This is a genomic window from Rhizobium leguminosarum, from assembly GCF_001679785.1.
Lineage (GTDB): Bacteria > Pseudomonadota > Alphaproteobacteria > Rhizobiales > Rhizobiaceae > Rhizobium > Rhizobium leguminosarum_R.
Genome location: NZ_CP016286.1, coordinates 1479337 through 1496704 on the forward strand (window position 1 = coordinate 1479337; position 17368 = coordinate 1496704).

Genomic DNA, 17368 nt, shown 5'->3' on the forward strand with positions numbered 1-17368 from the left:
AGCAGCGCTATCAAAGAATTCCGAACGTCGTTCGCGTTAGCCTTCGACGCCAATGCCGCTCTGCGGCGAAGCAGTCGGCGCCAGGTCGCTACAGAGCTTGATTCCGTACTCCACAGGCTTTCGATAACGCACCCAACACCCGATCCAGAGACGTTGTGGGATCAAAAATTCCGCAAAACGAAATGGAATAGTTGGGCGAGACTTCAGGCTGTCTCAAGTGGGCTCGAGATCATCGGCTCTATGGTACTGTCCGTTATCGACGAGCACGGGTCGGTGCCCCCTCTCCCATTGGTCGCTCAAGCTCGACTAACTGCGATCAAATTGATCACATCGACACTGTTATCGCTAATCGAGGATATGCAAGAGGCCAAATAGCAATCGACGATCCGGTGACCGCAGATGTAAGCGATAAAAGGAGCGGGACATCGAGAACTGTCTGAAGTCGACAATCCCCTGGATTGCTGGCTCGGGCCATCCAACGTCAACCTAAGCCAACTCTCTAAAAGTCACGGAATATCGGAGGTTATCCACGGGCGGGATCGAGTGTTCCCATACCGTCCTGGCTGGGCCAGATAGCAGATAAACGGAGCCGGGCTCGGCCGTGAGTGAATAACGCTCCCACTTCGCACCGTGCCGAACCCGCAGGCGGAACGTGCAGGGTGAGAGCAGCGAGATCCCCACAACGCGTCCGAAGACAGCTTTGTCGCGGTGCCATACGATGGGAGCACCGGGCTCGTATTTAGTGACCAGCGCCTGCTTCAGATCCGCTTGCGGCATGCCAGCGAAGTTCGCCGCTAGCTCCGTAGTGGAAGTTAGACACCAAGCTAGTTCTACGTGATGCATTCCAGTTTGCGGAACGCCAAGACGTTCAGGTCGACGTCCGCTATTTGCCGTTGACGTGCCTAGATTTAACACTCACCATTTTGAGGACGTATCCGAGCAACGCATCTATGGGCAACTACGACGTCCAAAACCGCAGACTTTTTCCTCGCGTCATGAGCATTAGCTCCGCCCACATTTCCGAACGGACGGCTCGATTAGTTGCGCCACCGGTTTGCGCTAGAATCCAATTATTTGCTATTTTTCCCGCGATAGCTCTGCGTCTCGGGGTCTCCGACCCCTATCCGTCCTCGTTCTTAATGAAAATCGCCGTGCTGTTTTCTAAATTGGCAGCAAGCGTTGCCATTCGTGCAAAATTCTATTGAACGCGTTGAGCTGGCGAAGACACCTGCCTACGTCGCCTCCTTAGTTCCGTATGCGCGGCGACAAACAAGGTGAGACTCGTATTGCCTCACCCAAGAGTGTTCCCGGAGAATAATGCCGTTGCCTCACTCGGATGTTCTCGAATGCCTCACGGGTTGTTACGATCTTGTCCCCGCACCTGGTGCAAGGTGACGGAGGTAGCGAAGCCGCTCGCGAGCGCGCCCTCAATAGCGCTGTAGCGAGCGGGCGGCTTCGCGGGCGTTCATCATGTTTTCCGCGGGTTGTCGAAGGCCAACCTGGCGGTAAGAGCCTCACTGCACGACCTCTACGTTTTGCGTCTGCCGCGCGGCATCGGCGAATGGCCCGAACACCAGCGCATTGGCCTGTGTACTGCGCCAGATCTTCATTCGACGCTGCACGGTCCGAATGAGGCCGTCGGGATACACGCCGGGGTATTTGACCTGCAAGCGTTCAAGCAACTCTCGCGAAGTTCGCCAAGGCTCCGCCTCGAACCAATCCTCGAGTTCGGCAGTGACGGCGAGTAGAGGATCGGGCCTCCGCCGCTCTCGCTTGGCCGCTGGCTTGGAGCGGGCAGTCGGTTTCACTTCACCACCACGCCAAGCAATCCGTAAGCCAGACAGAAAGTCTTCGAGCGGTAATGCCTCGCCGTCGGTGGCAGGCGGACCATCAGGCTTGTCAGCAATTTCGACCAATCTCTCTTGTGCCAGCCGTATGTCGCGGAGCAGCCGAACCGGATCGAGCGTCAGGTACATCGCCTTGAGCCGAAGGCATGTATCCTCCGGCGTGCGTGCGTCGTCAAGCAGCCGCTGATAAGGCGTGGCGGGACGATGATAGCGCTTGATCACCTTGGCTCCGTCACGGTGCTTTTCTTTCAGCTTGAATGATGGCTGAAAGAAATTCACGAACAACCGCATTGAGGAATAAAGCTTGGCCAGCTCCCGGGTGGCTCGCAGCCCCTCGAAGCGTCGGTATCCAACGATCTTGCGCACGATCGCGCCATTCTTCTGCTCGACAAATGCCTGGTCGTTCTTTCGGTAGGGGCGGCAACGGGTGAGTTCGATATTATCTCGCAAGCAATACTCATGAACGCTCTCGTTCATGAACACACTGTCGTTGTCGGTGTCGAAGCCCAGCAGCGGGAACGGCAGCAACTTGCGCAGTTCGGTCAACGCAGTGATCAGTACCGTTTGCTCGCGAACCAGCAGCGGCGCGCATTCCGTCCAGCCCGTGGCTATATCGGTCAACACCAGCGTTTGCGAGAAGGCACCTCTCGCGTACGGGCCGGAATGAGAAACGAGATCAGCCTCGACAAAGCCGGGTGCGGGGTCATCCCAATCCGAGAACGTTCGAACGGGAACACTACGCCGAATCGCCGTTGATCCTTTCCGGCGCCGCGGACCCGTGGCGCTCGCTTTAATCTCCTTGAGGACTCGATCAATCGTCGCTGGGCTCATCGTCAAGAGTTGCCGGCGCGTCTCGCTATTCATATCGCCATGTCCATGACGTTCCATCGCTTCGATCAGTGTTGGCAACAGGGGGTGTAGTCGCTTGCCGCAAATTCGATCCGACGCCTCCCAAACAACGACGAGCGCCGCCCGCACGTCATCGCCGTAAACCCGGCGCCCTGGCCGAGGACCACCCTTCGCCGGTTCGCGTTCTCCTCGCAGCAGTCGCATCGCATGCTTGCGATGAAAGCCCGTGAGCGCCACGAACTCGTCCAACATCCTCGCCTTCTCGGCCCGCCCGCCTAACACATAGCGACAACTGATCGCCGCCACCAATTCCACACGTGTCGCCATGCTTACCTTCCTCATCAAAGCTCCCGAGGTTGATTCGTCGGGAGCAATTTAGATGAGGCAATAACCCATTCTCAGGGAGCAGTTCAGGCGAGGCAATGCGGCGTCTCATCCTGATCGTCGCGCTATAGTTCCGTAGACATTTTTGGGCATTGTGACCAAGATCTGCGTATGAAGGCGACTAGCTGGTCCAGCCCGAGGGGTTCACTCCAATAAGGAATGAATTTTGGACGCCGATTGACACCCGATCGCGCCTCGCATGGCTGTGATAACGTCGTTACTTCCTTGGGTAGTCCGGAAGAACTTATCCACTAAAAGAAACCACTCGCCTTTATTGCGACTATATGCAATTTACGCATCATGAAGGGACGCCCTAAAAGAGCCGACAAAGGAACGCTTTGCGCTGACATAGAACGGATGCGCCGAGAGCACGGACTCTCGGTCGCTGGCGTTGCGAGAGCGATGGGAACCCATCCCTCATCGCTTAGCCGTGCTCTGAACGCCAAAGCCATGTCCGCTGAAATGGCACAAGCGGCCGAAGATTTCCTCAATAAACCTATTCCGCACACCCCTACTGTTGAGGATCACGAACGAGCGTTGCATATATTGCAAAAATTCCTTACAATGGTTCCAGAACTGGAGGCAGCGGTCCAAATACTGCTCGACGCAAACCGTCCGCTAAAATAGGAAAAGGGCATGACCGCCACCAAGCACCTTCTAGCGATGATCCAAAGCCATGTGGCGCGTGACGACCAGCGCTTCTTGGCGGTCGTTGAGCACATCGCAGAGGAGGCGAGCCGTTCCGGCAAGTTCAAGGTTGCTGGGGATATTCGGGGGCTCGTCGAGGCTGCTCGCCGAAAATCCGAGCGTAGAGACGCAAATACGGTTCCCATCGTTGCCCCGAGAGGGGAACTCGCCGGACTTCTGAAAGCATCCTATCCTGATGTTGCCCTTTCCAATCTGATCCTCAACCCCGATCTCGACCGACGCGTCAGGAGCATCGTTCGAGAGCACAAGGACAGGCAACTTCTTGAAGCCAGGGGACTCAACCCCCGGCGAAAGCTTCTATTTTCCGGCCCACCTGGAACTGGCAAGGGAATGACGGCAGCAGCTATCGCGGCTGAACTCGGATTGCCGCTTTTTACGATCTTGCTCGATGGTGTCATCACCAAATTCATGGGGGAAACCGCGGGAAAACTGAGGCTCTTATTCGACGCGATGAAGGCGACGAAAGGGGTTTACTTCTTTGATGAAGTCGATGCCCTCGCCTCACGCCGAGATGCGGACAATGACATCGGTGAAGCCCGTCGAATGCTGAATTCGTTTCTCCAATTCCTGGAAGATGACAAATCAGATAGCTTAATCGTGGCTGCGACCAACCATCGAGTTCTGCTTGATCCGGCGATTTTCAGGCGATTTCACGCCGCATTCAGTTACGCCAAACCCACGCCGCCTGAGGCTCGTTTGATTATCTCAAATCATCTGGCGCAATTCGATCTCACAACCATCGACTGGGCTTCCATCGATGAAATAACGGACGGCCTCAGCCAGGCTGACCTGGTCGCCGTCGCTAACGATGCAGCCCGCGATGCGGTGCTCGATAACGCCTCCGAAATGACAACGGAAATCATTCTTCGGGCTATTTCTGATCGGGTAGCCTTGCACGACCTGTGATGGCAGCGGGCATGCGACAGGAAACGGTATTCAATAGCCGCTTGAATCTGATACAATTTCATTTATTGACAATGCAACTGGTGCGCGACAAGTTGTCGGACACTTACTCTGACAACGACTCGATATGGCACGACTTCCACATATTCACCTACGCAACACTGGTATAGTCTCCACTGAATTTCGTGCACCTCGGCGAGGCGGTCCTGGCAAGATGCCGCCGTTGGTGCCAGATCGGCCCGGGCATGCCCAAAAGCTTCGGGGAGACCTGGAAACAGCCACCGCTGCCCTTATGGGGATCAGGCGTGATCAGGCCCGATCGGGAGTTCCGCTCAATCAGCGTGGTATGGCTATCGCTATTGATAGTCGTGACGGACCACTGTTTGTCAGCAATACGGCGCGTTCAACGACGCAAGGTTTGAAGCTGCTGACGATGCAGAGCAACAGCTCTCAACTCCCGAGGAACGAACAGGTCTTCGACACTGCAACTTTTTTTGTTTCGCTGACGACCGCTCGCTCCATGCGCACGACGCTCGACGCTTACGCCAAATGGGAGGAGAAGGAAGACGAGTTTGAAGATCTCCTTGGAGATGATGCTCGCCGACCACGCAATTTCAAGCTTTTCGAAAGTGCCTCGTCGATTAGAGAAGCTCACCTTCGCGATTACTGGACCGATGATGTAGATCGCTTTCCACGTCGGCCAGGCGACTTTACTTGGGAGGTGTGGACACGTAACGACTACGATTATCTATTTTCGAAAGTTGCTGGACAGCTTGAGGTCGATACAGAAGACCGCGCAACGCAATTCGTGGAGACAACCGTACGGAATGTAACAGCAACTCCCGAGCAGATGCGCCAGTTGGTTCGAGTGACCGGTGCAGTCGTGGAGCTGCGAGGCGCATCATCTTTTGCTTCCGACTACATGAGCGCTCCCTCAGTCGTCAGTTCATCTGCTGTAACCTCACTAGTAGATCGCATTGCACCGGCAGCAGCAGGCGCACCTCGGGTCACTGTGCTCGACACCGGCGTCAATTTTGCAAACGAGCTGCTGCGCGGTTCTCTGCCGAGAGGCCGGTGCCACACCGTTAGTGACGACTGGGCCATCGCTGATCACGACGGTCACGGTACAAAGATGGCGGGTGTCGCCCTCTTCGGCGATCTTTCTGAAGTTGCCTCGGGCCAGGGATCCATTCGGCTTACAACGGCGCTGGAGTCCGTCGTTGTAACCGCGCCCGAGGGCGGAATCGACATCCCCGCTCGTGACGCGATCCAAAGAGCCGTCGAATTAGTTGAGGAAGAATCCTCCGAGCGGGTGTTTTGTCTGGCGCAGACCGCGCATGATGAGCCTCAAGATGGCCGCCCGTCCTCGACTTCGGCTGCCTTGGATCAGCTTGCGTATGGAGGGGGCAAACAGCCGCGATTGTTCTGTGTCGCTGTCGGAAACGTATCTCACAGCGAAGATGAACCCTATCAAGTGGCCGATTATGCAGATCGCAATCGGCGCTTCGGCGTTCAGTCTCCTGCGCAAGCTCTGAACGCCTTGGCTGTCGGAGCGATGACATGGAAGGCGGATGGTGACGATTTGATTGCTGGAGCCGGCGACCTCGCGCCGACCTCCCGTACATCTCAAGACTGGACCGTCACAAAAACATTCAAGCCAGATATCGTAATGGAAGGAGGAAATTTCGAGATCGATTTCGACGAGATCTTTTCTCGTCCATCGCCAGAAAACCTAGTGCTTACGACCGCTCGCGGCCCAGGGACAAAGATGTTGGCAATGACAGGTGAGACGAGCGCTGCAACGGCTGCGGCCTCTGGATTGGCCGCGAGGCTGATGGCCCGTTATCCTAAATTTCGAACGGAGACAATCCGCGGGATGATGGTTCACTGCGCGGATTGGACGCCCGAAATGCTCCGCCAGCGAACGGAGCTCGAACAGTCGTTATCTGCTAGGGACTCCTGGGCCGCACTCCTGGCTCGTTACGGCTGGGGCGTTCCTAACGAGCAGCGATTGTTCATGAGCTCAAAAAGCGACATGACGATGATCGTCGAGGATACACTCCAGCCTTTCGAGATCGGCGACTCCAATCAGGTTCGTCTCAAGGAAATGAAATACTTCAAGCTCCCCTGGCCGACACGGGAGTTGCAAGCACTCAATCAGCGGAAAGCTGAAATGCGCGTAACGCTTTCCTACTTTGTCGAGCCTGACCCTCATGCGATCGCGCGTAATCGTCATGACCGCTATCCTTCACACCAGCTGAAGTTCGACGTCCGCCGCTTTGGCGAAACTGATGCCCGTGCGCGGCTTCGCTTCAATGAGTTGGGTGAGGATGACGACACATTCGGAGGCTCAGATGACGGTTGGATTGCTGGATCGCGTCTTCCCCGAAAGGGAACCATCCACCACGACATTTGGCGCGGTCCTGCTTATCAACTTGCTGATCGCGACGGGATTTCCATAGCCCCGATACGAGGCTGGTGGGCTGATATCCGACACAGTGAGCGATACGCAAGATCAGTAAAGTTCTCTCTGATGGTATCGATCAAGATCCTGAATGGAGAAGCAGACATCTACAATCCCGTCATGGCTGCTGTACCCGCGCAAGCGTTGATTGGCGCGAATGTCGCAGCCGCTAGGAGGTGATATGAGCCCGCCCTAAAGAGCGAGCCATCACGTCACCGTGCAGAATATAGGCATAGGGCGTCGCTGAAGTTTCGCGACAGGCCTTTCGGGCATCTCGGAGCGCTTCCCCTAAGGGTTTCTGATCACCCAGAAAAGATTCAAGGGTGCCCTTGATCAAACTGGAAGCGTACTCATCCTGTACGATCCATAGGGGCGCGAGAACCGCACCGAATCCGTTTCCAATAAGAGCGGAAGCCCATCCATTTTCTGACTCCAGCTCCAAAGTCGACGCGCCGACTTTGCAGGCATTCAGCACTACGAAACTTCGATCTCGTCTGCCCAGTTTCACACCGCTTTGCTTCACTTCGTCAACCGCCAACGGGCGATCTGTCATTTCGATATTGGCGCCGCGGGTTTGATCCCCATTTGCGCCATGTCCGGCGAAGTGAAGAAGTTGAACAGCTGTTGAATTCGGAGGGTTTTCCAGCAAATCCAAGAATGCTTCGGCTGTAGGCTTGTGAGCGATCGCCCCAAACCGATCGGTTAGCCACTTGCCCTCCGCCAAGGCAGCTGGCAGCGTGTCACCGCGTCCATAATCCGGAACGAAAGAGGCGATCGTACCGGCCCTAAACTCGTAGGACGCTTCGCGCTCACCCACGCGCCACCTCGCGATCGGGTGGTTCATAAAAAGATGGTCAAGCTCGACGTTCGCATCCGGTTCCGACGGCCACATCAGCTCCCAAGGCACGAGCGGCTCCTCAGAATAAATCTGGATGGGAAACGACGCACCGGAGGCCTCAACAAGTTTCAGATACTGAGCTCTGAAGTCGGAAGGCATTTTCTTCCACAAGTCTTCTCCGACGGATCGGAAAGTCCTTTTCAGCGCATCCTTATCCAGTTTCCCACAGCGACTGAAAAGCTGCTGCACGAAAGATTGGCGAGACGAGCCCAGGTTAATCGTACCGCTCGTGGTTTTCTTTTCGCCGTCTGCGATTTTTGAATAGCCCGACCATCGAAATAGACCATCGGATGTGTTTCCGTCGTGGTGAATGAAAATGCTCAATTCGGCGGACGGCATGTTCCTTCTGATCTCTGCAGGATTTGTGAACCCTGCCTGAGGTTTGGGGTCCGGTTCAGCCACCGAAATATTAGAGCTATCTTGCACGACCTCAAAGACTCGTCGCGCCTCGCCACAACGGCGCCCCTCAAACATGAAGTTCGCATCAACTTGTACTATGCCAGCTTCCACGGCGTGCTCGTTCACAACGACATCGAACAACGCAGCTTGAGAACGTCCGGCTCTTTTTACCTGTATGACCTTTGTGAACTGGTTGTCGGCGAAATCTAAGTGCAACGAGGTCAGGATGACTTCGACTTCGAAAGCCTCCCATCCCGTCGGCAATCCCCCGAAATCAGACGGTCCTCCGCTTGTCTTACCATCCGGATAGACTTCAAGCCCAACCTTGATCGCTACCTCTGCGCCAACACGAAGCTCGCCGAGGGCCTTGATGTGCGGGTGTCGTTGAACCGTTTCGCCCGCGTCCTTGCCATCCTGGGCCCCTTCGCCCAACCTATTAAAGGCAGTGTCGAAAGCGTCGCGCTGGTTTGCTGGGCGAAATACGCCTACGACCTCAACATTAGCTTCCAGTCGACGGATCATCGGATGCTTTTCAAACAAATCTAGAAGAAAAGCCTTCGCAGCCTCTGACGCAACCTCCGCGTACAGATCGCCAAATCCTTCGTTGAACGACAGACGGATCGTGCGAAGAGCTCCCGGAAACTCGCGCTGAAAGAATTCGATGGTCGCTTCCCACTCTCGACTTGGAAGCGAAACGGTGGGGCTGCCGAAATTTGCGGCGGTTCGTCGGGAGGTCATTTCAGGTCCCTTCAGGGCCGACGACTGCAAACACGTCCGAAGCAGGCTTAGTGTCTTCTCCGTCAACAACTACCCGATAAGACCCAGGCTTCAATATGACCTTACACTCATGCTGCTCACCATTTAGACGCATTGTCGCCTTCTCTGCAAAGCTTGAATCATCCTCAAGGTAGAACCTAGCGACAAGAGTTTGTCGATATGCGGTTGGATGGGCGACGATCTTAACCTCTTCAGCGGCGTCATAGATATCGGATACATCTAGCCCTATGCGATCCTGGCGCTGTGTGTCTCTGTACTTGGCGGTATCAATCACCGCGGCCGTTAGAAGCCCCCGGAGATGTTCCAGGGCGCCGGTCACTCCTGGAAGCGCTGAGTGAGTATCGGAGATATATGTTGCCGCACTAGGATGCACATCGAACGGGAGCGCGGAAACCTGCGGAACGTAAGCGCACAATTCCCCGCACCTGTTCACTGAACGGCGAATGAGGGAGTCTGTGTCCACAAGGGAGACTGTGGACACAATGACATTGGATAACTTGAAGGGCTCAGGGGGTCTTCGGGCAGTGAAGGTTCTTCCCAACGGGAAGCGGCGTTTCGATCCGGTCGAGAAAGACCGGCTGATCGACGCCGCAATGAAGCCCGGCGTATCGGTTGCCCGTCTGGCACTGGCGCACGGCGTCAACGCCAATCAGTTACGCAACTGGGTGAAGCTTCGCCGAGATCGGCAGGCCCAGGGTAGTTTGACGGCTGCTGCAGGGCAGGAAACGTCGGCCTTTGTTCCTGTGGTTGCAGCGTCGCCGATTGCGCGGCAGCCCGACATGCCGGCCCGGCCATCATCGGCAGGAATGCGGCTGATGGCGTCTTTGCCAAATGGTGTGCGGCTTGAGCTTGAGGATGTGGATGAGCGGGCTCTTTCGGCGATGATCGAAATTCTGGGGCGGTGCAATGTTCCGGCTGGCTGACGATCTTCGCGTCTATCTTCACCGGGACCCGATCGACTTTCGTGCGGGGATCAACAGCCTGGCGATCCTGGTCGAGCAGTCGATGGGCCTGAGCCCGTTCGAGCGTGCTGTCTTTGTCTTTTGCAACCGCCGGCGCACCCGGATGAAGCTCCTGTTCTTCGAGCGGTCAGGGTTCGTGCTTGTATTGAAAGCCTTGTCCGAAGACCGGTTTCGCTGGCCCCGCCGCGAGGCGCCGGTCGTGACGCTCGATACCGAACAGTTGCGCTGGCTGCTTGACGGCATCGATCTCGACGCGATGGTGCGCCATCCTGTTCGGCAATATGAGTTTGTCGGCTGAAGGCTGTTGACGGAGCGGGGCGGCTCAGATTCAAAGCTACGATGACACGAGCCGGCACCCCGACCGTTGCGGAACTGATGGCGCTTCTGGCGGCGAATGCTGCCGAGAACGTCGCGCTGCGGGCTGAGAGAGACGCCCTTGAGCAGCGTGTCTTCAAGCTCGAGGAAGAACTGGCGCTTGCACAACTGCATCGTTTTGCGCCGCGCAGCGAAAAGCATATGGATCGCGTCTTCAATGAAGCCGAGAACGCCGCTCTCGAGGCCGATGCTGATGAGGGCTTGGCCGACTGTGACGAGACCGACGCCACTGAGCTTCCCGACACGGGATTGCCAGAGGTGGAAAAGCCCGAAGGCCGCAAGCGCGGGCGTAAACCTCTTCCGGCAAATTTGCCCCGCCAACGCGTTGAATATGACCTTGCCGACGATCAGAAGACCTGTCCGTGCTGCCGCCATCCGTTGCATCGCATGGGCGAACTCGTCACCGAGCAGCTGCATATCGAGGTGAAGGCCACGGTGCTGCAGAATGCCCGGGCCAAGTATGCTTGCCGCAACTGCGAGCGCACCGATATCAGCACTCCCGTTATCATCGCGCCGATGCCCGCACAGCCCTTGCCGGGGAGCATTGCCACGGCCTCGACGCTGGCCTTTGCTCTTGTTCATAAATATGTCGACGGCACACCGCTCTATCGCCTGGCACAGGCCTTCGAGCGCGCTGGCGTCCCTGTCAGCCGTGGCGCTCTTGGCCATTGGGTGATCGGGTCCAGCGAAAAGCACCTCGTTCGCATCTACGATGCACTGAAGCAGCGGCTCTTGTCGCAGAACGTCATTCACGGTGACGAGACCACGGTGCAGGTGCTGAAGGAAAAGGACAGGAAAGCAACTGACGAGTCCTACATCTGGGCCTATCGCAGCGGGCAGGATAGTGTCGAACCGGTTGTGCTGCTCGAATATCAGCCCGGTCGTGGGCAGGTGCATCCGCAGACTTTCCTTGGTGACTATCGCGGCATCCTGATGAGCGACGGCTATCAGGGCTGGCGCACCCTGAAGGGCGCAACGCATGTCGGGTGTATGGCTCACGCCAGGCGACGCTTCGTCAACGCCTTCAAGGCCGGGAAGAAACAAAGCGGGCCGCCCGCGCAGGCATTGAAGTTCTTCGACCAGCTCTATCGGATTGAAAGGCAGGTGCGGGACGAAAAGCCGGATGACGGCGAAACGCAGGCCGATTGCATCCGGCGCTTGCGCCAGAAGCATAGCGTTCCAGTCCTTGATGCCCTGAAGGAGTGGCTCGACAGGATGGCCCCCAAGGTCGTGCCCGACACCAAGCTCGGCGATGCGATCTCCTATACGCGAAACCAGTGGCAATATCTGACCCGCTACACCGAAGACGGCAGGATGCCGATCGACAACAATTTATTGGAACGCGATATCAGAGTTTTTGCCACTGGAAGGAAGAGCTGGCTATTTTGCGACACTGTCGACGGGGCCAAGGCAAGCGCTGTCATCTACAGCCTTATGCTGACCTGTCGCGCCTGTGGCGTCGAGCCATTCACCTGGTTGCGACACGTCTTTACCGAATCGCCGCAGCGTCCGGACGGCGCCAATATCGACGATCTGCTCCCATTTAACTTCGCCAAATCCACTGCCGCATAAGCCGCTGCGGGCGTCACAATCCACTGCGTCAACGCGCAGCGAAATGAGCGCTTACTGCGGAACCGTTTGGTCACCACCATCGTCTTCGCCCCCTATTGAGCGCAACATTTGTAGTGGCCCGGCCCCAGCCCACATCGCAGACTGCGACGTCGGCTGGTCAATGCCGATGACAGGAACGATCCGCGTTCGATCATTGAGGTTCGCGACCGCAGCAACATTCGCGCTAGCTGCTTCTTCTATCTCACTGTGAAAGGCGCGAGCTTGCGCCGCTCGATCAGCTTCCAAAAATGGCAAGTCGACCTCTGTTGTTCGCCTTAGAGCCCCGTCTCCGAGATCGATCACCGGATACGTTGGCAGGAGTTGGTAGAGCGATTGGAAAGAGCGAAACGCGTGCGATCCATCCACTTCGAACCCAGCGAATTTCTTCTTCGTGCCGTTACAGATGCTGTCGAGTGCATTCAATGATCCGCGGTAGGGCGTCCCAAGGGTGATCAAGGAACGAACGCACTTCCAACCCTCAAGGCATTCGATGTAGTACCTTGCAACCAGCCCGCCCATGGAGTGGGCAATGAAAACTATTTTGGCTGCCTCATTGCCGCTCAACTCGCGCCACAGCTTCAGTTTCTCGTGGCAGAACCGCTCCAACCTACGAGCAGAAACACGGTTGTCGCGCCGCCAGTCATAGGGAAACTCAAAATAGTTCTCGCCTCGCGTTAGAGGTAGATTTCCAGTGAGGTAGCTCGATGTATTAGAATAGCCATCGATCTTGAGCAGTCCAGGAACGATCGTTACGTTTGAAACGAGCCCAATCGCCTCAATGCCGTCACCCAGATCGTCATCGCCGTTGTCAGCCGATCGCAGCTGCATTTGGTCCAGGGATTTTTCCCAAAACATTCTCCAGAAATCACGCGCAGCGGTACCCCAAAGGACTTCGCCGTCTTTCGCTAAAACTGACCCGGTGATACCTGGAAGCAAAACCACAAGATCGGAATACCTTGCCATCTGAAAAACCTTCGACTCAATCCAATTCACCATTCTGCAGTTGTATTTTCGCAGATGTCAACGCCAAGGAATGCCTCGTGTCCCTTGGAACGATCCCACAAATCTTGGGTCAGGCAATCGATTCAGTCTCCGCCCCTATGCGTGGTCTATCTCAAAGACGCGCTACACAAAAAGAGGCACCAGCGTGATCTGTTCCGTAACAAAACCGCCGTCGCCTCCATCCGAGAGCGGACGGTATGGCCACCTCAGTCCATCCCAATAGCGCCGCCACCGATCTTGTGCTGCATGAACGGTCCTTCTCGGGACCTCAATGAACGTTGCTATAGCTTGAAATTTCTCGTGTAGAATTGAGAGACGCGACGCCTTTCAATTACCTACCCGCTTTGCCAGCGGCCGTCTCAATCCAGCCACCAATATTTTCTCTCCCTCGCTGTGCGGCAAAGTCGTACGCCAGGCAATGTTCGGACAGCTTCGTGACCGTATTTGTCGTCGGCGCTTTGAACCAGAGATCTGCCTTCGGGATAGGGTTGGCGTAATCTTCATACTTCACCCACTTTGTAACCTGCAGCTCCGCGAGGTAGATGTTGCGCGAGCATCAACTTCACTCACTCCTGGAAGAGGTTCGATCTTGAAGGTTTTGACCAAGAAAGATTGATACTGCTACATTATTGCGGGCATCAATAGACCGCCAGATCCCGTACCGGCTCCTCAACATCATCGAAGAGGATGAGGTCGTAACCGCGATCGGCAGCGTACGCAAAAGAACGCCATAGATCCTTGAACCGTCGGTTGCCGAAATTGAGCGCCGCGTCTTCATCAACGTGGAATATCCAGCCGGTATCTCCAAATGGCCCGCCCACTGTAAGCCACTCTTTTTGATCATGAGACATTAGAAACCGCTTGGTAGCCGCGGACAAGTGTGAGGTGCTCAAGCAAAGAAGTTTGCGCAAGTCGAAAATCCAAATGCATCGAGATCAATGGTGCGTAGGCAGCTTGACGAAGTCAACGTTTGCCTTTGCATCGGCAATTTTGAGCTCTGTATTAGATGCAGATACCCAAATCAGAGAGTAAAATAAGGTCGTGTGCTATCGCCATCACAGCGGGCGAAAGACTTCCGCCGATGCTTGGTGAAAGGGGGTGCCCATGGCTAATCCGGCCACCGCAGTTCAAGTGAGCAATTCCTTGATGAGCGGACGATCTTAAGCGCTGACGCCAGAAGGCTTGGCGGAGAAATAGTCGTTTGCGTCTGAACGCCGATCGACACAGTATTGAAGCTACCTAAGCAGAGCGCCTGACAGATGGATTGCACTGACCCCCAAAATTGCACTTACACCGAGAAGGAAAAGGAGCACTGGTCGAAACCGATACGGGCACAAGCATTGGAGTTGGCAATATCTGCCGTTAGCGAGGCTTGGGCGATCCTTGATGTAGAATTACAAAAAGACGGCTTCGACGACCGAATTCCGCCGTTTGAAGGCGGCTCGCGCTACGCTTACTATTGCGATCTGGATACTCAAACACTTGAGGATTCGGATTCCGTCTACTTCAACTCGCCGGACAGAAAACGGAAAATCGACGACCGGGATCTACGATATTTCGAGACTTGCTTTAAGGTCCACGACTATTTTTCTCCTCGCATTCGTGCGTTGGCTTTCAGGACTTTGGCCAAAGACCTTGTGAGCGTGGCTTCTGTCAAGCGCGAGGAGGATCTGCAGGATGCCCTGAGCCGGATTGCCTTGAACAGTGACGGCTCAGTCAATGTATTTTTCACCTACGAAAATTACCGTCCATATTTTCCCTTGGATTGATTGAAACCTGGAGGGCGCTCAACTCGATCATCGCTGAAAATCCGCAATGCGACTGTCTCAGTGCCGTGCCCCCTCCCCGCCCTTCATCTCTTCTGAGATAGACCAATGTAGCTCTAGTGGGAGAGCATCAGAAACTGCGAGCACCTCAATATTCGGCGAGAGTATTAGCGGATATTCCGCCTTTTCAAAACCATCCAATTCGAACCATTCATCCGCCATTTCCCAGTGAACAGGGGGGCGCTCCTCTGTGATCTGGGAAAGAAAAGCCTTCGCCTCGGTCTCTGTCTCGAACTTCATGATCCCGACGGTCCTAACCTCGAGATCCGCCCAATAGAATGATCCTGTCTTGCTTCGGAACTGACTTGATGAGCGCGGAAGCACTTTGGACTTCGAAGCGTCGGACGACGACCACATCAATTGTTCGACGTCATCGATATTTATGGTTTTACAGGTGTCGTCCTGTGCAGGTCCTCGGATTTCCATAGCCGTTGCAAAGCTGATCTCAGGAAGTGCGGGCGTTCCGAACGAAGCGTCGGAAAACCAACGGCCGTCCCGAGCATCGATGGATTTCGAAAGAATCTGCTCCAGCTTTCCCTGCGCCTCGGTCAAGGAGTCAGCCTGGATATAGACTGTTGCGGCCATTTGCAGGCCAACCGAGAAGTATCGCATATGAAAACTCAGTTGCACTATCGAAAGGGTCATTCGAAAACCAGACACTGTCAATCTTCCCTGATCGTCGCCATTGAAGCGGGACCAGATGATCTCGCGAAAACCTAGCTTCCGTTCACGGATTGGATCCCACTATCAATTGCGGAGCGAAGGAAACAACCTAGCCTCTTCGGAACACGCGCATTCCGATTGACTTCCATGGGCCGATTGTTCAACTACAACTCGTGTTTTGGTTGAGGGGCTCAAATGCGATTCGTGGGAAATATCATCTGGTTTGTCTTCGGGGGCGCTGTACTTTCCCTCATGTGGTTACTCGGAGCCATACTCTTCGCGTTAACGATCGTGGGCTTGCCGCTTTCGCGTGGAGCTATTGAGATGGCCAAGCTGTCAGCGTTTCCTTTTGGCAAGGAAGTCGTTCACGTTCGTGAGCTGGACGGGAAAGGCGTCACTGCCGTGACCGCGCTGACTGGAACGATTGGTTTCGTCGTAAATGTCATCTGGGCCTGCACCTTCGGTATCGGCTTGTTCGTCGGTCACTTGGTTGCTGGCGTGATCAACTGCATTTTCATCATCACCATCCCGTTCGGACTTCAATCATTCAAGCTCGCCGGTCTCAGCTTCTGGCCAGTCGGCCGCCGGGTGGTATCCGTCGAGATGGCGCGGATCGCGCGAGAGCACAACGCCCAGGAAAAGTTCAACAAGATCCGTGCAAAGAGTGGCGCCACAAGCGTTGTGGCCGCAAAATGAGCCGGTCTCTGCCGCTCGAAAACAATATGAAGTGGGGCCTCGTTTTTGGCGCAGTGCTTGCCTTCAGCGGTGCGGCGCACGCGGACTCCATTCCACGCTACGATCCCCCAAGCTACTGTTCTAAGGTATCAGAGGTGAGTGGCGGATCGCGCACCATCTACAACGGGTGCCTTTCGATGGAACAGGAAGCCTACGATACGCTCAAGTCGTCGTGGAGTCAGATCGCAGAAAGCGCGAAGCGCTACTGTGACGAGGTCGCGCGATCGAGTGACTCCTCGTACAGCATCCTCAAGGGTTGCATCGACATGGAAGCGAAAGCATCGTCTTCGGAGCCGGAGTTCAGGTATTGAACAGGAGCTTACGATCTTTCACATGCCATTCTTCAACCTCGTTAGGGCCCGAATGTTGATCGACGCCGAATCCAGGGACCATGCCCTGGAAAAATTCTTATCCGCACACAAATCGGGCATTGACCCAACTGGCCTCTGGATCAGCGAAGATATGTTTAGTCCGGATGACTTCCCGAATATCGACCTTGTCGCCGATGAAACACTGAGATCTGTGAAGGTCAAGGCAGTCATTCGCGAGGGGAGGTGTCATTGTCAATTCCGTGGATTTGCCGTGCATGGCTAAGGACACCCAGGGTTAGTCAGGCACAACCTCCTGACCGTACGGCGCCCACCGGCCGCCTGGCAAAAGCCCGCCTTCGAGTTCGACTGCTATCCCCGACTGTTACGCAAATCGCTCAAGCATTTTACGGAGTAGCTCGTTTTCGGAGAGCAGCGACTTCCGGTAGGCAGCCTCTTGCGCATTTCCTTGGACGAGCGCGTTGCCTTCGTCCTGTGCGCGAGCGACCACCCTCGCATGTGGAAGCGATGCATTCCGCCGGATCCTAGCCGTTCCGACCACCTTAGGTGGACCTGGCTTCGACAATTTAATTTGCTTACGCGGTATGCTAGTGGTTCCGGTTACGACGACCGAATTTGCTTCGCTCGTTGACGAAG

The 17368-nt window shown here is 55.5% G+C and carries 17 protein-coding genes and 1 pseudogene; 11 read left to right on the forward strand and 7 right to left on the reverse strand.

Features of this window, described 5'->3' with window-relative positions:
* Window positions 1–486: 486 nt before the first annotated feature.
* Window positions 487–843 carry an alpha-ketoglutarate-dependent dioxygenase AlkB gene (locus tag BA011_RS07475; RefSeq protein WP_151343399.1) on the reverse strand — a complete coding sequence of 119 codons (357 nt, stop codon included), beginning with the start codon at window positions 841–843 and terminating at the stop codon, window positions 487–489.
* Between the two features lie 671 nt (window positions 844–1514).
* Window positions 1515–3038, reverse strand: a complete 1524-nt coding sequence (locus BA011_RS07480) for an ISNCY family transposase (RefSeq protein ID WP_065279116.1) — start codon at window positions 3036–3038, stop codon at window positions 1515–1517.
* Window positions 3039–3482: 444 nt separating this feature from the next.
* On the opposite strand from BA011_RS07480, the gene BA011_RS46510 reads away from it, so the two are divergent.
* The 3 genes from BA011_RS46510 (at window position 3483) to BA011_RS07490 (ending at window position 7335) form a co-directional block, all read left to right on the forward strand.
* The gene (locus BA011_RS46510) at window positions 3483–3707 is read left to right on the forward strand and encodes a hypothetical protein (protein ID WP_420493424.1); all 225 of its coding nucleotides are present in this window, start codon (window positions 3483–3485) and stop codon (window positions 3705–3707) included.
* A 9-nt stretch (window positions 3708–3716) separates the two neighbouring features.
* Window positions 3717–4694: an AAA family ATPase gene (locus BA011_RS07485; protein WP_065279966.1), complete on the forward strand. Its 978-nt coding sequence runs from the start codon at window positions 3717–3719 to the stop codon at window positions 4692–4694.
* A gap of 211 nt (window positions 4695–4905) precedes the next feature.
* Window positions 4906–7335 carry a S8 family peptidase gene (locus BA011_RS07490; RefSeq protein WP_186806515.1) on the forward strand — a complete coding sequence of 810 codons (2430 nt, stop codon included), beginning with the start codon at window positions 4906–4908 and terminating at the stop codon, window positions 7333–7335.
* Here the strand turns inward: BA011_RS07490 and BA011_RS07495 are convergent.
* Window positions 7325–9190 (reverse strand): CHAT domain-containing protein, encoded by a 1866-nt coding sequence (locus tag BA011_RS07495; RefSeq protein ID WP_065279968.1) that lies wholly within the window; start codon window positions 9188–9190, stop codon window positions 7325–7327. The two genes, BA011_RS07490 and BA011_RS07495, sit on opposite strands and share 11 nt — an antisense overlap.
* A 1-nt stretch (window position 9191) precedes the next feature.
* Complete coding sequence (locus BA011_RS44840) at window positions 9192–9548, reverse strand: hypothetical protein (protein ID WP_065279969.1); 357 nt, start codon at window positions 9546–9548, stop codon at window positions 9192–9194.
* Between the two features lie 163 nt (window positions 9549–9711).
* Between BA011_RS44840 and tnpA the strand changes: the two genes are divergently transcribed.
* The 3 genes from tnpA to tnpC are packed head-to-tail and all read left to right on the forward strand — an operon-like array spanning window position 9712 to window position 12138.
* The gene (tnpA, locus tag BA011_RS07505; protein WP_065282368.1) at window positions 9712–10152 is read left to right on the forward strand and encodes an IS66-like element accessory protein TnpA; all 441 of its coding nucleotides are present in this window, start codon (window positions 9712–9714) and stop codon (window positions 10150–10152) included.
* A complete protein-coding gene (gene tnpB, locus BA011_RS07510) occupies window positions 10136–10489 on the forward strand; it encodes an IS66 family insertion sequence element accessory protein TnpB (RefSeq protein ID WP_018240906.1) in 354 nt (117 codons plus the stop codon). The genes tnpA and tnpB overlap by 17 nt, the downstream gene beginning before the upstream one ends.
* Before the next feature lie 41 nt (window positions 10490–10530).
* The gene (tnpC, locus tag BA011_RS07515; RefSeq protein ID WP_065279183.1) at window positions 10531–12138 is read left to right on the forward strand and encodes an IS66 family transposase; all 1608 of its coding nucleotides are present in this window, start codon (window positions 10531–10533) and stop codon (window positions 12136–12138) included.
* Window positions 12139–12189: 51 nt separating this feature from the next.
* Here the strand turns inward: tnpC and BA011_RS07520 are convergent, their stop codons facing one another.
* Window positions 12190–13140 (reverse strand): lipase/acyltransferase domain-containing protein, encoded by a 951-nt coding sequence (locus BA011_RS07520; protein WP_186806516.1) that lies wholly within the window; start codon window positions 13138–13140, stop codon window positions 12190–12192.
* A gap of 677 nt (window positions 13141–13817) precedes the next feature.
* Window positions 13818–14030 carry a hypothetical protein gene (locus BA011_RS07525; protein WP_130814850.1) on the reverse strand — a complete coding sequence of 71 codons (213 nt, stop codon included), beginning with the start codon at window positions 14028–14030 and terminating at the stop codon, window positions 13818–13820.
* Between the two features lie 408 nt (window positions 14031–14438).
* Between BA011_RS07525 and BA011_RS07530 the strand changes: the two genes are divergently transcribed.
* Window positions 14439–14948 carry a hypothetical protein gene (locus BA011_RS07530; protein WP_065279972.1) on the forward strand — a complete coding sequence of 170 codons (510 nt, stop codon included), beginning with the start codon at window positions 14439–14441 and terminating at the stop codon, window positions 14946–14948.
* A 57-nt stretch (window positions 14949–15005) separates the two neighbouring features.
* Here the strand turns inward: BA011_RS07530 and BA011_RS07535 are convergent, their stop codons facing one another.
* Window positions 15006–15665 (reverse strand): hypothetical protein, encoded by a 660-nt coding sequence (locus BA011_RS07535; RefSeq protein ID WP_151343402.1) that lies wholly within the window; start codon window positions 15663–15665, stop codon window positions 15006–15008.
* Between the two features lie 255 nt (window positions 15666–15920).
* On the opposite strand from BA011_RS07535, the pseudogene BA011_RS45000 reads away from it, so the two are divergent.
* The 4 genes and pseudogenes from BA011_RS45000 to BA011_RS07550 form a co-directional block, all read left to right on the forward strand.
* Window positions 15921–15965, forward strand: a pseudogene (locus tag BA011_RS45000) (hypothetical protein); the annotation flags it as partial.
* Between the two features lie 27 nt (window positions 15966–15992).
* Window positions 15993–16364 (forward strand): YccF domain-containing protein, encoded by a 372-nt coding sequence (locus tag BA011_RS07540; protein WP_237352663.1) that lies wholly within the window; start codon window positions 15993–15995, stop codon window positions 16362–16364.
* A gap of 26 nt (window positions 16365–16390) precedes the next feature.
* Window positions 16391–16714: a hypothetical protein gene (locus tag BA011_RS07545; RefSeq protein WP_065279975.1), complete on the forward strand. Its 324-nt coding sequence runs from the start codon at window positions 16391–16393 to the stop codon at window positions 16712–16714.
* A 22-nt stretch (window positions 16715–16736) separates the two neighbouring features.
* Window positions 16737–16997 (forward strand): hypothetical protein, encoded by a 261-nt coding sequence (locus BA011_RS07550; protein WP_065279976.1) that lies wholly within the window; start codon window positions 16737–16739, stop codon window positions 16995–16997.
* Window positions 16998–17368: the final 371 nt, after the last annotated feature.

Coding starts and splice junctions, on each gene's coding strand:
- BA011_RS07475 (WP_151343399.1), bottom strand. CDS start 843: ATGCATCACGTAGAACTAGCTTGGTGTCTAACTTCCACTACGGAGCTA.
- BA011_RS07480 (WP_065279116.1), bottom strand. CDS start 3,038: ATGAGGAAGGTAAGCATGGCGACACGTGTGGAATTGGTGGCGGCGATC.
- BA011_RS46510 (WP_420493424.1), top strand. CDS start 3,483: ATGGGAACCCATCCCTCATCGCTTAGCCGTGCTCTGAACGCCAAAGCC.
- BA011_RS07485 (WP_065279966.1), top strand. CDS start 3,717: ATGACCGCCACCAAGCACCTTCTAGCGATGATCCAAAGCCATGTGGCG.
- BA011_RS07490 (WP_186806515.1), top strand. CDS start 4,906: ATGCCGCCGTTGGTGCCAGATCGGCCCGGGCATGCCCAAAAGCTTCGG.
- BA011_RS07495 (WP_065279968.1), bottom strand. CDS start 9,190: ATGACCTCCCGACGAACCGCCGCAAATTTCGGCAGCCCCACCGTTTCG.
- tnpA (WP_065282368.1), top strand. CDS start 9,712: ATGACATTGGATAACTTGAAGGGCTCAGGGGGTCTTCGGGCAGTGAAG.
- tnpB (WP_018240906.1), top strand. CDS start 10,136: ATGTTCCGGCTGGCTGACGATCTTCGCGTCTATCTTCACCGGGACCCG.
- tnpC (WP_065279183.1), top strand. CDS start 10,531: ATGACACGAGCCGGCACCCCGACCGTTGCGGAACTGATGGCGCTTCTG.
- BA011_RS07520 (WP_186806516.1), bottom strand. CDS start 13,140: ATGGCAAGGTATTCCGATCTTGTGGTTTTGCTTCCAGGTATCACCGGG.
- BA011_RS07525 (WP_130814850.1), bottom strand. CDS start 14,030: ATGTCTCATGATCAAAAAGAGTGGCTTACAGTGGGCGGGCCATTTGGA.
- BA011_RS07530 (WP_065279972.1), top strand. CDS start 14,439: ATGGATTGCACTGACCCCCAAAATTGCACTTACACCGAGAAGGAAAAG.
- BA011_RS07540 (WP_237352663.1), top strand. CDS start 15,993: ATGGCCAAGCTGTCAGCGTTTCCTTTTGGCAAGGAAGTCGTTCACGTT.
- BA011_RS07545 (WP_065279975.1), top strand. CDS start 16,391: ATGAAGTGGGGCCTCGTTTTTGGCGCAGTGCTTGCCTTCAGCGGTGCG.
- BA011_RS07550 (WP_065279976.1), top strand. CDS start 16,737: ATGCCATTCTTCAACCTCGTTAGGGCCCGAATGTTGATCGACGCCGAA.